Consider the following 14551-nt stretch of genomic DNA (forward strand, 5'->3'; position numbering starts at 1 on the left):
GCCGCTACTGCTTTCCGGGGCCGCCTTCGCGCCGACGCAGAAACTGCTCGAATTCGGCAGCAATGGCCTCGCCCGAGGCCTCCGGAAGGCTCGCCTCGTCCATGAGGGACTCCAGTTGGCGCACGTGCTCGCCGATCTCGTTGTCGTCTTCCGCAAGTTCGTCCGCACCCCGGGCCCACGCGCCGGCCTCGTCGGGCAGGTCGCCCAGATCAATGGGAGCGCCCACCAGCTTCTCGATCTGGCCAAGCAGCGCCAGGGTCGCCTTGGGGTTCGGCGGATGTGCCACGTAGTGGGGCACGCCCACCCACATCGATAGCACCGTGATGCCGCGCAACTCTGCGTCATGCCCCAGCACGCCCAGGATTCCGGTAGGTCCCTCGTAGTCCGAACGCTCCAGGCCCCACAACCGCCTCGCATGCTCGCTTTCGGAGGAGACAAAGGTGGGAAAGGGTCGCGTGTGCGGAACGTCAATGAGCAAGGCGCCGCACGTGATGAGCGTGCTCACCTCGAGGTCCTCTGCGAAGTCGAGAAGCTCACCGCAGAACTGCCGCCACCGCATCGAGGGCTCGATTCCTCGCACCAAGGAAACCCGACGATCAGGCGTCGAGACGCCCGCGCACGTGGACACCAGTGTTCCGGGCCAGGAGATGACCTTCTCCCCGTCTGCAAGCCGCGACACGGTGGGCCTGCTCACCTGGAAATCGTGGAAGTCTTCAGGATCGATCGCCCCGTACTCCTGGGCGTTCCATACGTCCGCGACGTGATCGATCGCGTGGGAAGCGGCGCTTCCCGCGTCGTTCCACCCCTCAAACGCGGCGACCATGATCGACTCGCGTGGCGGTCCTGGGGACACCGGTGGCTGCTCACTCATCTACCCAGCCTAAACTCATATCCCGTGACCACACTTGCACTTCCCGACGCCGTTCTGTGGGACATGGACGGAACGCTGATCGACACCGAGTACTACTGGATAGCGGCCCAGCGAGAGATTGCCCACCAATCTGGCTTCGAATGGACCGACGCGGACGGCCTCGGCCTGGTGGGAAACCCGCTCGACGCCACCGCGAAGGCTCTCATCGACCGAGGGGTTCGCCTTCAGCAAGACGAGATCGTGTCGATGATGTTGACGCACGTCAGCGCCAAGGCGAGGGCACACATGCCATGGCTTACCGACGCTCGCCCATTGTTGGACGCGGTGGTAGCCGCTGGAGTGCCCTGCGCGCTGGTGACCATGTCCATGGGCTCCCTCGTGGAGGCGTTCATGGCGGAGGCTGGCGACGTCTTCACGGCGGTGGTGACCGGAGACCAGGTGCGCCACGGCAAGCCTGATCCGGAGGCCTACCTGACGGCGGCACGGCGGCTTGGCGTGGACGCATCTCGGTGTGTCGCGATCGAGGACTCTCCCGCTGGAATGCGCAGCGCCCACGCAGCGGGCGCGGTGACGCTGGCGGTGAGGCGTCACGTCCCGCTACCGTTCCTGCCCGGAGTGTCCCGCTTGACCAGTCTCGATGGTGTGGACCTTGACGGCGTCGCCCGATTCTTCGCGGGCCACGTGCGAGACGACTTCGCCGCGAACTAGGCGGGGCCCGGGGCGGTCGGGTCGGGACGAACTCCGGTCGCGCGTTCGACAGCATCGGGGTTCAACGGGGGAGGAGTCCCGCCGAACTCGGGGCAAAGTGCCTGGAATGAGCACCACGCGCACAGTCGCGAGGGCGACGTGGGAAAAGTGCCCGCCGCCGCGTGCCCGGTGATGGCGGTCCACGTCGAGCGGACCTTCGCCTCCACGGCGGCAATGTCGGCCTCGGTGGGCACCAGCTCCTTGACGCCGCCGTCGCGGAGGTACAGGAGCCGCATGAGCGCGGGCCTCGTGCCTTCGGTGCGCTCCACCAGCAGCGCATAGAACTTCATCTGGAAGTCTGCCTGCTCGCCGTACCGTGAACTGGGTGTCTTGCCCGACTTGTAGTCGATGATCCGGAGCGCGCCGTCGGGCGCCTTATCGATCCTGTCGATCACCCCGCGAATGGCGGGGCCCCCGTCAAGCGACGACTCAAGCCTGACCTCACGGCCGTGGGGTTCCAGGCGCGCCGGATTCTCCACGATGAAGTACGTGCCCAGGCGGGCACGGGCATCGTCAAAGAACTGGGCGCGCTCGGCCGCGTCCGCCACGAGATCGGCCAGTTCGGGCAGATCGGCGACCAGGTCATCCCACGCGGGCTCGAGCAGCGCACGCGCCGCGTCAGCGTCGCGCCCGGCGGCAGGGATGTCAAAGAGGCGTTCGAGCACCAAGTGCACCAGCGTTCCCAGGGACGTGGCGCGCTGGGGTGGTTCCGGCACCCGGTCGATGACGCGAAGCCTGTACAGGTGAGGGCATTGTGCGAAGTCGTTGGCGCGCGACGGGGACAGACCAGGGGTGCTCGACATGGGTCAAGCGTAGAACCGGAGTCCGACACCGCCGGGAGCGACTAGCGTGATCCCATGGAAGAGCGACGTACGCGCGGGCTCGTGGTGGGCCGTGTGCTTGGCGCGCAGGTGATCGTCCAACCGAGCACCCTGCTCATGCTCGCGCTCCTGTCCTACGTTTTCGCCTCCGCCTCAGGGGAGACGACTGCGAGCACGCTGTCGATCGGGGTGCTTCTAGCCGTCGCGCTCATGGGCTCCGTGCTCTTGCACGAGTTCGCCCACGCGATCGCCGCACGGTCCTTTGGCCGCACCGTCAAGGAGATCGTGCTCACCTTGTGGGGCGGCCACACGAGTTTCGAATCGCACGACATGACACCCACCGTCAACGGCGTGACCGCCGCGGCGGGACCGGCCATGAACCTGGTCATCGCTGGGGCGGCGAGCGCCACGATGGCATTCACGCAGCTTGGCGGGGTGGCCGGCGCCGTCGTGTCGTATGTGGCCTGGGCCAACGTGCTCCTTGCGGTGTTCAATCTGCTGCCGGGCATCCCGATGGACGGCGGGCGGGTTCTCGAGTCAGTCGTGTGGGCGATCACCCGCAACCGCAATCGCGGCACGGTCGTTGCGGCGTGGGGCGGGCGCGTCGTCGCCGTCGGCGTCGTCGTGTACTCCATCGCAGGTCCGCTCCTCAGTGGCGGCCGGCCCTCCCTGACCAGCGTCGTCATCGCCGTCCTTGTGTTCTCGATCCTGTGGCCAGCGGCATCGGCGGCTTTGGCGTTCTCGTCGACGATGCTCCGTCGAGACGGCGTGGACGTGGCCGGGCTCATGCGGGCCGCCGTCGCCGTGCCGTACACCTATTCGGTGCACGAGGCACTCGGCGCGGCGGCGACCGCGGGAGTGGAGGAGGTGGTCGTCTTGGGAGCAGACGATGCCCCCGCAGGCAGGTTCCCGGTGGAGCAGGCGCAGGCCGTTCCCGAGTCGGCGCGCCTGACGACGTCCCTGCAGTCGGTCACGACCCCGGTTCCTCGCGGTTCCGAGATTCCGGCGGGAGCCGCATCGGATGTCATGATTCCGGCGCTGCGTGAATGGTGGGGAAAATCGGACGTGTGGGTGGTGCGCGACGGCAAGGCTGTGGTGGGGATTGTGAGGCTAGTTGACGTCCTCGCGGCCCTGAAGTAGGCCCGTAGACTGACGCGCATGACCCTCCCAGCCCCTGTGGGCGCCGCTGAGCGGCGCGGCGCGTTGCGCGTCGGCGACCGTGTCCAGCTCACCGATCCCAAGGGCCGGCATCACACGATCGTGCTGGCCGAAGGGGCCACGTTCCACACGCATCGTGGCTATTTCAAGCACGACGACATCCTCGGCTGCGCCGAGGGAACGGTGATCCGCAACACCGCGGGCATCGACTACGTGGTGTTGCGTCCGCTGCTGAGCGACTTTGTGATGTCGATGCCGCGTGGCGCGGCCGTGGTGTATCCCAAGGACGCCGCGCAGATCGTTCACTACGCCGATGTGTACCCGGGCGCGCGGGTTGTCGAGGCGGGCGTCGGCTCCGGTGCGCTGAGCATGTCGCTGCTGAGAGCGGTGGGAGACCAAGGCTCGCTGCTGTCGATCGAGCGCCGCGAGGACTTTGCCGACATCGCGCGCGCCAATGTCGAATCGTTCTTTGGCGCGCCCCACCCGGCGTGGGACATTCGCATCGGCGACTTCGACGAGCACGCTCGTGCGCTGCCTCAAGGTAGCGTCGACCGGGTGGTGCTCGACATGTTGGCGCCCTGGGAAAACCTTGAAGCAGCGGCTCACGCCCTCGCGCCCGGCGGCGTGTTCCTCGCGTACGTCGCTACCACCACGCAACTATCCCGCCTGGCAGAGGACCTCAAGGGCACGGGCGATTTCACGGAGCCGCGCGCTTGGGAGACGATGGCAAGGACGTGGCACCTTGAGGGGCTGGCGGTGCGGCCTGACCACCGCATGGTCGGGCACACCGGTTTCCTGCTGGCCTCGCGTCGCATGGCGCCGGGGGTGGAGGCGCCGATCCGGCATCGCAGACCCCAGGGCACGCCCGCGCCGACGGATGACTGGTCGCCCGAAGACCTCGGGGAGCGCCCCGTGTCGGACAAGAAGGTGCGCAAGGTGAGGCGCGACGTCACCAAGCGTGCACAAGGACAGGAGAGGGATGACGGTGGCTGACACTGAGGACACCATCGCCGCGCTGGAGAAGCGCAACGGCGAACTGCAGCGGCTGCTGGAGGTGGCGCGCGACCACTTGGGCGAGATGCGCGCCACGTTGGCCGAGGTGTCGGCGCCCCCGCAGACGTTCGCGACCTTTGTGCAATGGGCGGGCAAGAACGCCGACATCGTCTCTAACGGCCGACGCATGCGTGTGGCAGTTCTTCCCGTTGCGGCGGAGGGCCTCGCCTCCGGCGACGAGGTCCTCTTGAACGCCATGAGCGTGATTGTGGGGACCGCCCAACCCGAGAGAGCGGGCCAGGCGGCCATCGTCCGCGAGGTCATCGACGACGACCGCGTGCTCGTCGTGTCTCGGGGTGAGGATGAGCGTGTGGTCATCCTCATGGGCGGCGACGCCGCCGCGCGGGTGCACGAGGGCGACACCGTCATCATCGACCCCCGTACCGGTTTCGCGTCGCAGAAGGTGGAGCGCACCGGGGTCGAGGCGCTGCTGCTCGAGGAGGTTCCTGACGTCGACTACTCGGTGATCGGCGGGTTGGGTGACCAGATCGAGCGCATCCGGGACGCCATCGAGCTGCCGCTGAGGTACCCCGAGCTGTATCGCGAGCACTCGCTCAAGCCACCCAAGGGGATGCTGCTGTACGGCCCTCCCGGTTGCGGAAAGACGCTCATCGCGAAGGCAGTGGCGCACTCGCTTGGCGAGGCGACCGGCTCGGACCGCAGCTACTTCCTGTCCGTCAAGGGTCCGGAGCTGCTCAACAAGTACGTGGGCGAGACGGAGCGCTACATTCGCACCATCTTCGAGCGAGCCCGCGCCAAGGCGCACTCCGGGGCACCCGTCGTCATCTTCTTTGACGAGATGGATGCGTTGTTCCGCGCTCGCGGATCGGGCGTGAGCTCCGATATGGAGACCACGATCGTTCCGCAGCTGCTGACCGAACTTGACGGCGTCGAGGATCTCGGCAACGTCATCGTGATCGGCGCCTCCAACCGTGAGGACATGATCGATCCGGCGATCCTTCGCCCGGGTCGGCTCGACGTCAAGATCGAGATCTCGCGGCCCGACGCCGCGGCCTCGAGGGATATTCTTTCCAAGTATCTGACGGCGGAGTTGCCCTTGGACGCGGGCGAGGTGGCAGCGCACGGGGGCGACCGGAGCGCCACGATCGCCACCATGATCTCCGCATCGGTCGCCAGCCTGTTTCACGACGAGGCCTCGGCAAGCTACATGTCCGGCGCGCTCCTGCGCAACGTGGTGGACCGCGCCAAGACCCGTGCGATCAAGCATCACGTCGGCGGCGGAGACAAGGGCCTGTCGACGGCGCATCTGCTTGCCGCATCCGATCAAGAGCTCCGGGAGGCGCGCTCGGTAGCTGCGCGGGAGTTCGGCGAGTACTGATGCGCGTTGTCGGGATCGAGACGGAGTACGGCATCACCGACCCGGGGAATCCGGGAGCCAACCCGATTCTGCTGAGTTCGCGACTTGTCCAGGCGTGCCGCGTGTGGTCGGGCAATTCCGCGACGAGGTGGGACTACGGCGGAGAGGACCCGCTGATGGACCTCCGCGGGATGCGCAGGGAACGTCGCTATGCGACGGCCGACCTGCTCACCGATAGCCCCGAGTATTCCGAAGCAAACCGGGGCGTCACGTTGCGCAGGCGGCGCGGTTCGTGGGAGGACCCGGCCCACGTGAACGCGGTGCTCGCGAACGGCGCGCGCTTCTATGTCGACCATGCTCATCCGGAATACTCCGGTCCCGAGGTGACGAGCGCGCACGATGCGGTGGTGTGGGACGTCGCGGGAGACCGTATCAGCGCGGCGGCGGCCGCGCAGATGCGCGCGGACGGCGACGACGTGGCGCTGTACAAGAACAACGTCGATGGCAAGGGCGCCTCGTATGGGACGCACGAGAATTACCTGGTACAGCGCTCGGTCGACTTTGATGACCTCGCGCGCAGGCTCACCCCGCACTTGGTGAGCCGTCAGGTGGTGGTGGGTGCGGGTCGCGTGGGTCTCGGCCAATTTGGCCAACAGGCGGGGTTCCAGATCTCCCAGCGCGCGGACTACATCGAGGCAGAAGTGGGGCTCGAGACGACGCTGCGCAGGCCGATCGTCAACACCCGCGATGAGCCGCATGCGGATCGCCGCAGGTGGCGTCGCCTGCACATCATCGTTGGCGACGCGAACTCCATGGAGGTTCCCACCTTCCTGAAGGTTGGCACGACGTCGTTGGTCCTGTCGGCGGTCGAGGCGGGGGACGAGCGGCTCGACGTTCTCGAGCTTGCCGACCCCGTGGCGGAGGTGAGCGCCGTGTCCCGCGATCTGGCGCTGCGCTACCGGATGCGCCTCGCGTCCGGTGAGTCCGCGACGGCCTTGGAGATTCAGCGGGCACTCGTGACGATCGCTCGCGACTACGTCAGTGACGAGGCCGATGCGCGCGTCATCGATCGCTGGGAACGCGTCATCGACGCGCTCGGGCGGAACCCGTTCGAGGCCGCGCGTGACGTTGAGTGGGTGGCCAAGCTGCAGCTGCTCGGGCGCATGCGCGAGCGGTATGCGGTGCTCGACGCCGACGGCACGATGATCCTCCCGGATTGGGACGACGATCGCCTGCAGGCGGCGGATCTGCAGTGGAGCGAACTCGGCACGGGTCTGGCCGCGCGGCTCAGTGCGGCGGGCGCCGTGGAGCGCATCGTGTCCGATGCCGACATCGAACGTGCGATGACCACGCCGCCCTCGACGACCCGTGCGTGGCTGAGGGGTCGCATGGTGAGCCAGCGCGGCGATGTCGTGGACGCCGCCAGCTGGTCGACGATCGTGTTGGACAGAGACTCCGAACACGGCCACCTCGAGGTCCTCACGTTGCCCGACCCGCTCGTCACCAGTCACCACCTCGTGGACACCTTGCTTGCCGAGGCGGGGCCCGCACACACACCCACGCGCGACTAGGCTAGAGGCATGCCTCAGACCACCTCATCGTCGTCTCCGTTTGAGGACGACGCCCCGGAGCCGGACGCCCCCGCCGCTCCCGCCGCTCAGGCGAACACCGACGCGCTCGACTCGCTGCTGGACGAAATCGACGACACCATCCAGACGAACGCTTCGCAATTCGTCCGATCCTTCGTGCAAAAGGGCGGGCAGTAGCAGCACATGATGTTCGGCGAGGTGCCGCCCGCCCAAGAGGTCGATCCGGCGCGCAGAATCATGGGTCTGGAGACCGAGTTCGGCCTGCACTTTGACGCCCCGAACGCGCGAGCAGTCACCCCCGAAGAGGTCGCGGGACACCTGTTCCATTCGGTCGTCGAGTGGGGACGGTCGTCCAATGTGTTCCTCACCAACGGCTCGCGGCTCTACATCGACGTGGGCGCTCATCCCGAATACGCGACGGCCGAGTGCGACTCCCTCACGGACGTCGTCGCGTACGACAAGGCGGGGGAGCGCATCGTCCACGACCTGGTCGCGAAGGGCGAAGCGCGCCTCGCAGCGGCCGGCCTGGAAGGCTCGATCTATCTCTATAAGAACAACACCGACTCTGCCGGCAACAGTTACGGCTGCCACGAGAACTACCTGGTGCGGCGGCGAGCGGACTTCAAGGCCTTCGCGTCGGTGCTGCTGCCGTTCTTCGTGTCGCGTCAGATCGTGACGGGCTCGGGTTGCATCACCCGCACGCCGCAGGGCGCGCACTACAGTTTCTCGCCGCGCGCTGACCACATGTGGGAGGGCATGAGCTCCGCGACGACGCGGTCGCGTCCCATGATCAACACGCGCGACGAGCCCCACGCTCACGCAGATCTGTACCGGCGGATGCACGTGATCGTGGGCGATTCCACCATGACGGAACCGACCACGCGACTCAAGATGGGCTCGACCGACCTGCTCTTGCGCATCCTCGAGGCACGTCTCACGTTGCCCGATCTGGCGCTCGCGAACGAGATGCAGGCGATTCGAGCGATCGCTCACGACGTCACGGGCGCCGCAACGGTGGAACTCGCCGACGGGCGGCACATGACGGGAGCCGATCTGCAGGAGGCGTGTCTGATCGCGGTACGGGACCGCCTGGACGATGTCATCGAACGCACCGACGAGACCGAGCAGGTGCTGGACCTGTGGGAGCGCGGCATCGCCGCGGTGCGCTCGGGTGACGCCTCGCAGGTGGAGACGGAGCTTGAGTGGGCCGTGAAGTTCCGGCTGCTGGAACGCTACCGCGACCGATTGGGGTGCGCGTTGGATGATCCGCGCCTGGCGCGGCTGGAGATGGCGTTCCACGACGTGTCGCCCACCCGGGGACTCTTCAATCGCCTGCAGGCGGACGGACTGGTGTCACGGGTGGTCTCCGAGCAGGACATCGTGCGGGCGACCACCGAACCACCCGCGACCACGCGCGCCGCACTTCGCGGTCGGTTCGTGCGCGCGGCGCTCGCGTCGGGCAGGGACTACACCGTGGACTGGGTGCATCTCAAGTTGTCGGGGAACGAGCCGCGCACCGTGCTGTTGAAGGATCCGTTCAGGAACCTCGACGACCGTGTCGACGTTCTCCTGGAGGCGCTGGACGGGTGACTCCCGCCAGTATGCTGGTGCATCTGTGTCGGGAGGAAGCGTGAGTCGTCTGATGGCCGTGGTGGCCGCCGCTATTCTCACGCTGACCGCATGTAGCGACGGCGGCGAGACGGGCGTGTCGCCGTCCGTTCACCGCGGCGATGTTTCGATGATCACCGTCGGTCCGTCAGACACGCTCGCGCCGTCTCTTGCCTGGCCCGGTGGAGTCGACTTTACGTTGAGTCAATCGAAGGTGATGTGGCAAGGCGAGGGCGAGCAGTTGGTGGATGGGCAGCCGCTCTTGCTAGACATGTACATCCAGTCGCTCGCCACGGCACAGGTCTTCGAAAACACCTACGACGGCCTGCCCAGGTCTTTTCTCCTCGCGCCCGAGCTGCTGGGCGAGAACCTCTACAAAGTGTTGCTCAAGGCTCGCGTCGGCACCCGCGTGTTGTCTGTCGCGCCGTCGTCGGGCGAGTTTGACGACGAACCGGCCATCGCGATCGTGATCGATGTTTTGCCGGACCACGCGGTTGGGGAACGACTCGAGATCGCCGACACGCTTCCCCAGGTGAATACGACCGCGACAGGCGAGCCTGCGATCACCCTCAACTCCACGGGGGAGTACCCAGCAGACCTGACAATCGCAACCTTGGTGCAGGGTGACGGGCCCCAAGTCGTGCCCGGATCCTTCATCGTGGCGCAGATCAAGATCGTCTACGGCGCCGATGGCGAGAAGGATGGGGAATCCTGGAAGGCCGGAGACGTGCGGCAGTCGTCGTGGCTGCCGGAGCAGGCGCCGTTCGAAGGTCAGCTGGGCCTGGGGAAGCAGTTGCGCGCCCTCGACGAAGGTCTCATCGACCAAACGGGGGGCTCACAGGTGATGTTGGTCGCGCCCGAGCAGTGGGCCTATCCGGGTGAAGGCACCCTGATCTTGGTGATCGACATTCTGGACGTGTGGAACGGGGAGACCTGATGGGCGTCGCAGTGCGGGTGATTCCGTGCCTGGACGTGGATGCTGGGCGTGTGGTCAAGGGCGTGAACTTCGCCAATCTGCGTGACGCCGGGGACCCCGTGGAGCTGGCCGCTCAATACGGCCGCGAGGGCGCCGACGAGGTGACGTTCCTCGATGTGACGGCCTCGTCGGGCGGTCGCGAAACGATGTTTGACGTGGTCAGGCGCACCGCTGAGCAGGTGTTTGTTCCGCTCACCGTTGGCGGCGGCGTCAGGACCACGGACGACGTGGACAGCCTGCTGCGCGCGGGCGCCGACAAGGTTGGCGTGAACACGGCTGCGATAGCGCGACCGGAACTGATCTCCGAGATTGCGCGCCGATTCGGCAACCAGGTGTTGGTCCTCTCGGTCGACGCGCGACGGTGCCAAGGAGACACCGTGACGCCCTCGGGTTACGAGGTCACGACGCACGGCGGGCGCCGGGGAACCGGCATCGACGCGATCGAATGGGCGCGCGAGGGCGCAGACAGGGGAGCGGGCGAGATCCTGCTCAATTCGATGGATGCCGATGGCACGACGGACGGTTTTGACATTTCGATGATCAAGCACGTGCGTGACGTCGTCTCCATTCCCCTCATTGCCTCCGGCGGCGCCGGCCGTCCCGAGGACTTTGTCGCGGCCGCCCAGGCGGGTGCCGACGCCGTGCTCGCGGCGAGCGTGTTCCACTTTGGGACGCTCTCGATTCGCCAGGTGAAGGAAGCGATGCGCTCCGCCGGCATCGCGGTCCGGTGACGGCGGCGAGGCGGGCCGAATACGAACTGAGCGGGTCGTACAGCCGGAAGACCCTTCACGTTCTCGGTCACGCCCTGCGGACCTCCCCGCGGCGCTTTGGTGTAGCCATCGCCGCTGCCGGGGTGTTTGGCGTGCTCACGGTGGTGTTCGGATCCGTGCTCGGGCTCATCGTCGACCAAGTGGTGATCCCCGCGATCGACGGGAAACCCGTTCAGGGGTGGTGGGGTGAACGCACCCAGGACCCGGGTACGGCGGTCCTGCTTGCGGGGGGCGTCTTTGTCGGCATCGGCCTGATCAACGCCGTGCTGATCATGATTCGACGGGCGGTCCAAGGCGGCGCGGTCGCGCGAGTGGGGGCCCGTCACCGCACCGTGGTAGCCGACGCGATTGCGGCGTTGCCGCTCGGCTGGCATCGCGCCAACCCCGCCGGTCGGATGCTGTCGGCCATGTCCTCGGACTCGGAGACTGCGACAAATCCGTTGCACCCACTCGCGTTTACCGTCGGGTCGTTCACGATGATGGTCGCGGCCGGTTACCGGCTGGTCATCATGGACGGGTGGATGGCGATCACCGCGATGATGGTGGTTCCCGCGATACTCGTCGTGAACTACCTCTACGAGAAGGTCATTAGCCCGCTGTGGGACGCGGGACAAAGCCTGCGCGCCGAAGTCTCGACCATCGCGCACGAGTCGTTTGAGGGCGGCACCGTGGTCAAGGCGCTGGGGGCAGAGGCACGCGAGTCCGAGCGCTTCGCCACCAAGGTGGACGGGCTGCGCGACGCCGACACCAGGGTGGGCGCGGTGTCGAGTTGGTTTGAGCCGCTCATGGACGCGATGGTGCCGCTCAGTTCCCTCGCGATCATGGTGGTCGGTGCCCACCGCGCGGCGGCGGGCGCCGTCAGCGTGGGGGACGTGGTCACCGCCGTCTATCTGTTGGCGCTCATGGCGGTGCCGATCCGCGGTGTCGGCTGGGTGCTGGGGCAGATGCCCTCCGCACTCGTATCTTTCCAGCGCATCGCCCGCATCTCCGCGGCGGCCACGGAGGTCGACGAGCCCGGACACGTCTCCGTACCTCGTGAGGGTGCGGGACACGTCGCCTTCAGGTCGGCGCACGTGGCGGCCGACGACGGCGATGGCGAACCGGTCATCATCGTGAGGGACGTCTCGCTTGAGTTGCACCCGGGCACCGTGACGGCGCTTGTGGGCGCCACGGGTGCAGGCAAGACCACGGTGGCGTTGGCGGCGGCCCGGCTATCGCGTGCCGTGGGCGGCGAGGTGTTGATCGACCACACGGACATCCAGGTGGTTCAGGCGCTCGGGACACACGTGTCCCTCGTCCCGCAGACGGCATTCGTGTTCGCGGGCACGGTGCGCGACAACATCACCTTGGGTGAGGACTTTTCGGACGACGCCGTGTGGACCGCCCTGCGCAGGGCCGCCATCGACGACCTCGTGCGGGGCCTGCACCATCGCGGGGATGCACTGGACGCCACGCTCGAAGAGCGCGGAATGAACCTGTCCGGCGGTCAGCGTCAACGCATCGCGATCGCGAGGGCGCTTGTCCGCGAGCCTCGGGTGCTGGTACTCGACGACGCCACGTCGGCGGTCGATCCCGGCGTCGAACAGCAGATCCTTGCGGCGCTGCGCGCCGACGGGCACGGACCCACGGTGCTGTTGATTGCGTATCGTTTGGCGTCGATCGTGCTGGCGGACCGGGTGATCCATGTGCATGACGGCACCGTGGTCGATGCTGGCACTCACCAGGAACTGATCGCGCGTGACGCAGGCTACCGGGAGCTGGTCACCGCCTACGAGGTCGATTCGCTACGCAGGCGCGACGAGGCAGGTGATGTCGAGTGACCGCCACCCCTGGTACACCCGTAGCTCAGGACGACGAGGCTCGTATGGGTCTGCGCCACACCTTCGCGCGTGGCTTCGCCATCTCGCCCGAGATCCGCAAGGGACTCGGGGTGACGGTGCTTCTCGCGCTCGTGGCGGCATCGGCGCGTGCGACCGTCCCCTACCTCACGCAGCGCGTGACGGATGAGGGACTCCTGGCGGAGTCAGGCGTCAACGTCGACCTGGTGCACCGCCTCGTCGTCGGCGGCGCCATCGTGGTCGTCATCTCGATGCTCGTCGAATGGCGAGTGCGCCGCCGCATGGTGATCGCCGCGGAAGCGGGGCTTGCCACCTTGCGCAAGCGCGCTTTCCACAACGTGCACCGGCTGTCCGTGCTCACCCAGAACTCGGAGCAGCGGGGACGTTACGTGTCCCGAGTCACCGGCGACGTGGACACCATGCGCGACCTCATGCAGTGGACGGGCGCAGGCATGCTGGTCGCCGCTTTCGAATCCACCGTCGTGTTTGTGGTGATGGCCCTGTATTCGTGGCAACTCGCGCTCGTGGTGATCGCGTGCTACATCCCCTTGCTGGTGGTGACGCTGCGGATCCAGCCCATCATCCGGCGCGCATTCTCCGACATTAGGGCGCGCATGGCGGACCTGCTGGGCCGAACCTCCGAGCAGCTCGTGGGTGTCGCGACGATTCGCTCGTACGGTGTCCAGGAGCGGATGAGGTCGCGACTGCGTGAAGAGATTGACGGCATTGCCCGCCGGGAGCGCCGTGCCGCCTGGCTGGCGTCCGCGAGCTTCTCCATGACCGCCTTTGGTCAGTCCCTCGCCACGGGCGCGGCCCTGGTGGTGGGCACGGCGCTGGGGGTCAGGGGCGACCTGTCGGTGGGCACCGTCGCGGCGTTTGCGCTCCTGGTCTACATGTTCTCGGGGCCACTGATGTGGATCATCGAGATGCTTGCCGAGATGCAGCGGGCCATGGTCGGGTGGCAACGCGTGATCGAGTTGGTCGACGCGCCGACCACGGTGGCCGAACCGGAGACCCCGACGCCGCTTCCCGACGGCAAGGTTGACCTCGCCGTGGAAGCGGTGCGGCTCACCTATGACGACGACGAGGAGGTGCTCAAGGGCATCTCCCTGACGGTGCCGGCGGGCAAACGACTCGCGGTCGTCGGTCAGACAGGGTCGGGCAAGACGTCGCTCGCACGTTTGCTGTCGCGGTTCTTCGACCCGACGTCCGGACACATCAGGCTGGGCGGCGTGGACCTTCGTGACGTGAGTTTCAAGGACCTGCGGTCGCGATTGGCCGTGGTGCCTCAAGAGGGCTTCCTGTTTGAGGGAACGGTGCTCGACAACCTGGTGTACGCGCGTCCGGACGCCGACCAGGACGCCCTGCGCGGTGCCGCAACAGAGGCTTTCGCCGAGCTTGGGCTCACCGGATGGCTGGAGGCCACGGCTCACGGGCTTGACACCCCGGTCGGCGCGCGCGGCGAGCTGTTGAGCGCGGGGGAGCGGCAACTCGTGAGCATCGCGAGGGCCTACCTCCGCGATCCCGACGTTCTCATCCTCGACGAGGCCACGTCGGCCGTGGACCCGGCCACCGAGGTGCGGATCTCGCGCGCGCTGGAACGCCTCATGAAGGGTCGCACCAGTGTGGTGATCGCGCACCGATTGTCGACGGCCGAGCGGGCAGACCTGGTCGCGGTCATGGACAACGGCGAACTCGTCGAATTCGGCCCACATCCCGCCTTGCTCGCGGCCGACGGACCGTATGCGCGGCTTCACCGCGCGTGGGTGGCTCAGACGCGTGACTGACCGGTGCTGCAACCG

Annotated in this window: 13 protein-coding genes; 11 read left to right on the plus strand and 2 right to left on the minus strand. The window is 67.2% G+C overall.

The window, feature by feature from the left end; translation table 11 throughout:
* Positions 1-4: 4 nt before the first annotated feature.
* Positions 5-871 (minus strand): PAC2 family protein, encoded by an 867-nt coding sequence (locus QZZ29_RS07550; protein ID WP_291382379.1) that lies wholly within the window; start codon positions 869-871, stop codon positions 5-7.
* Between the two features lie 24 nt (positions 872-895).
* On the opposite strand from QZZ29_RS07550, the gene QZZ29_RS07555 reads away from it, so the two are divergent.
* Positions 896-1579 (plus strand): HAD family phosphatase, encoded by a 684-nt coding sequence (locus QZZ29_RS07555; RefSeq protein ID WP_291382380.1) that lies wholly within the window; start codon positions 896-898, stop codon positions 1577-1579.
* Here the strand turns inward: QZZ29_RS07555 and QZZ29_RS07560 are convergent.
* Positions 1576-2421, minus strand: coding sequence for a PD-(D/E)XK nuclease family protein (locus QZZ29_RS07560; protein WP_291382381.1), 846 nt, complete (start codon positions 2419-2421; stop codon positions 1576-1578). The genes QZZ29_RS07555 and QZZ29_RS07560 overlap by 4 nt on opposite strands.
* Positions 2422-2475: 54 nt before the next feature.
* Here QZZ29_RS07560 and QZZ29_RS07565 point away from each other — a divergent pair, with 54 nt between their 5' ends.
* The 10 genes from QZZ29_RS07565 to QZZ29_RS07610 are packed head-to-tail and all read left to right on the plus strand — an operon-like array spanning position 2476 to position 14536.
* Positions 2476-3579: a site-2 protease family protein gene (locus QZZ29_RS07565; protein ID WP_291382382.1), complete on the plus strand. Its 1104-nt coding sequence runs from the start codon at positions 2476-2478 to the stop codon at positions 3577-3579.
* A gap of 18 nt (positions 3580-3597) precedes the next feature.
* A complete protein-coding gene (locus tag QZZ29_RS07570) occupies positions 3598-4590 on the plus strand; it encodes a tRNA (adenine-N1)-methyltransferase (protein WP_291382383.1) in 993 nt (330 codons plus the stop codon).
* Complete coding sequence (gene arc, locus QZZ29_RS07575) at positions 4583-5989, plus strand: proteasome ATPase (protein WP_291382384.1); 1407 nt, start codon at positions 4583-4585, stop codon at positions 5987-5989. The genes QZZ29_RS07570 and arc overlap by 8 nt, the downstream gene beginning before the upstream one ends.
* Positions 5989-7539 carry a depupylase/deamidase Dop gene (dop, locus tag QZZ29_RS07580; protein WP_291382385.1) on the plus strand — a complete coding sequence of 517 codons (1551 nt, stop codon included), beginning with the start codon at positions 5989-5991 and terminating at the stop codon, positions 7537-7539. The genes arc and dop overlap by 1 nt, the downstream gene beginning before the upstream one ends.
* Positions 7540-7548: 9 nt before the next feature.
* On the plus strand, positions 7549-7734 hold the full coding sequence (locus QZZ29_RS07585) for a ubiquitin-like protein Pup (protein WP_291382386.1): 186 nt from the start codon (positions 7549-7551) through the stop codon (positions 7732-7734).
* Between the two features lie 6 nt (positions 7735-7740).
* Positions 7741-9147: a Pup--protein ligase gene (gene pafA / locus QZZ29_RS07590; RefSeq protein WP_291382387.1), complete on the plus strand. Its 1407-nt coding sequence runs from the start codon at positions 7741-7743 to the stop codon at positions 9145-9147.
* 40 nt (positions 9148-9187) lie between these two features.
* Positions 9188-10102, plus strand: coding sequence for a hypothetical protein (locus QZZ29_RS07595; RefSeq protein ID WP_291382388.1), 915 nt, complete (start codon positions 9188-9190; stop codon positions 10100-10102).
* Positions 10102-10872 carry an imidazole glycerol phosphate synthase subunit HisF gene (gene hisF, locus QZZ29_RS07600; protein WP_291382437.1) on the plus strand — a complete coding sequence of 257 codons (771 nt, stop codon included), beginning with the start codon at positions 10102-10104 and terminating at the stop codon, positions 10870-10872. Before QZZ29_RS07595 ends, hisF begins: the two co-directional genes overlap by 1 nt.
* Entirely contained in the window at positions 10869-12731 is a 1863-nt protein-coding gene (locus QZZ29_RS07605; RefSeq protein ID WP_291382389.1) for an ABC transporter ATP-binding protein, read from the plus strand. Before hisF ends, QZZ29_RS07605 begins: the two co-directional genes overlap by 4 nt.
* A complete protein-coding gene (locus QZZ29_RS07610) occupies positions 12728-14536 on the plus strand; it encodes an ABC transporter ATP-binding protein (protein WP_291382390.1) in 1809 nt (602 codons plus the stop codon). The genes QZZ29_RS07605 and QZZ29_RS07610 overlap by 4 nt, the downstream gene beginning before the upstream one ends.
* Positions 14537-14551: the final 15 nt, after the last annotated feature.

It is taken from the genome of Demequina sp. (genome assembly GCF_016278765.1).
Classification (GTDB): domain Bacteria; phylum Actinomycetota; class Actinomycetes; order Actinomycetales; family Demequinaceae; genus Demequina.

Excerpts from the sequence above, each read along its gene's own strand:
- QZZ29_RS07550 (WP_291382379.1), bottom strand. The coding sequence starts at position 871 with ATGAGTGAGCAGCCACCGGTGTCCCCAGGACCGCCACGCGAGTCGATC.
- QZZ29_RS07560 (WP_291382381.1), bottom strand. The coding sequence starts at position 2,421 with ATGTCGAGCACCCCTGGTCTGTCCCCGTCGCGCGCCAACGACTTCGCA.
- QZZ29_RS07565 (WP_291382382.1), top strand. The coding sequence starts at position 2,476 with ATGGAAGAGCGACGTACGCGCGGGCTCGTGGTGGGCCGTGTGCTTGGC.
- QZZ29_RS07570 (WP_291382383.1), top strand. The coding sequence starts at position 3,598 with ATGACCCTCCCAGCCCCTGTGGGCGCCGCTGAGCGGCGCGGCGCGTTG.
- dop (WP_291382385.1), top strand. The coding sequence starts at position 5,989 with ATGCGCGTTGTCGGGATCGAGACGGAGTACGGCATCACCGACCCGGGG.
- QZZ29_RS07585 (WP_291382386.1), top strand. The coding sequence starts at position 7,549 with ATGCCTCAGACCACCTCATCGTCGTCTCCGTTTGAGGACGACGCCCCG.
- pafA (WP_291382387.1), top strand. The coding sequence starts at position 7,741 with ATGATGTTCGGCGAGGTGCCGCCCGCCCAAGAGGTCGATCCGGCGCGC.
- hisF (WP_291382437.1), top strand. The coding sequence starts at position 10,102 with ATGGGCGTCGCAGTGCGGGTGATTCCGTGCCTGGACGTGGATGCTGGG.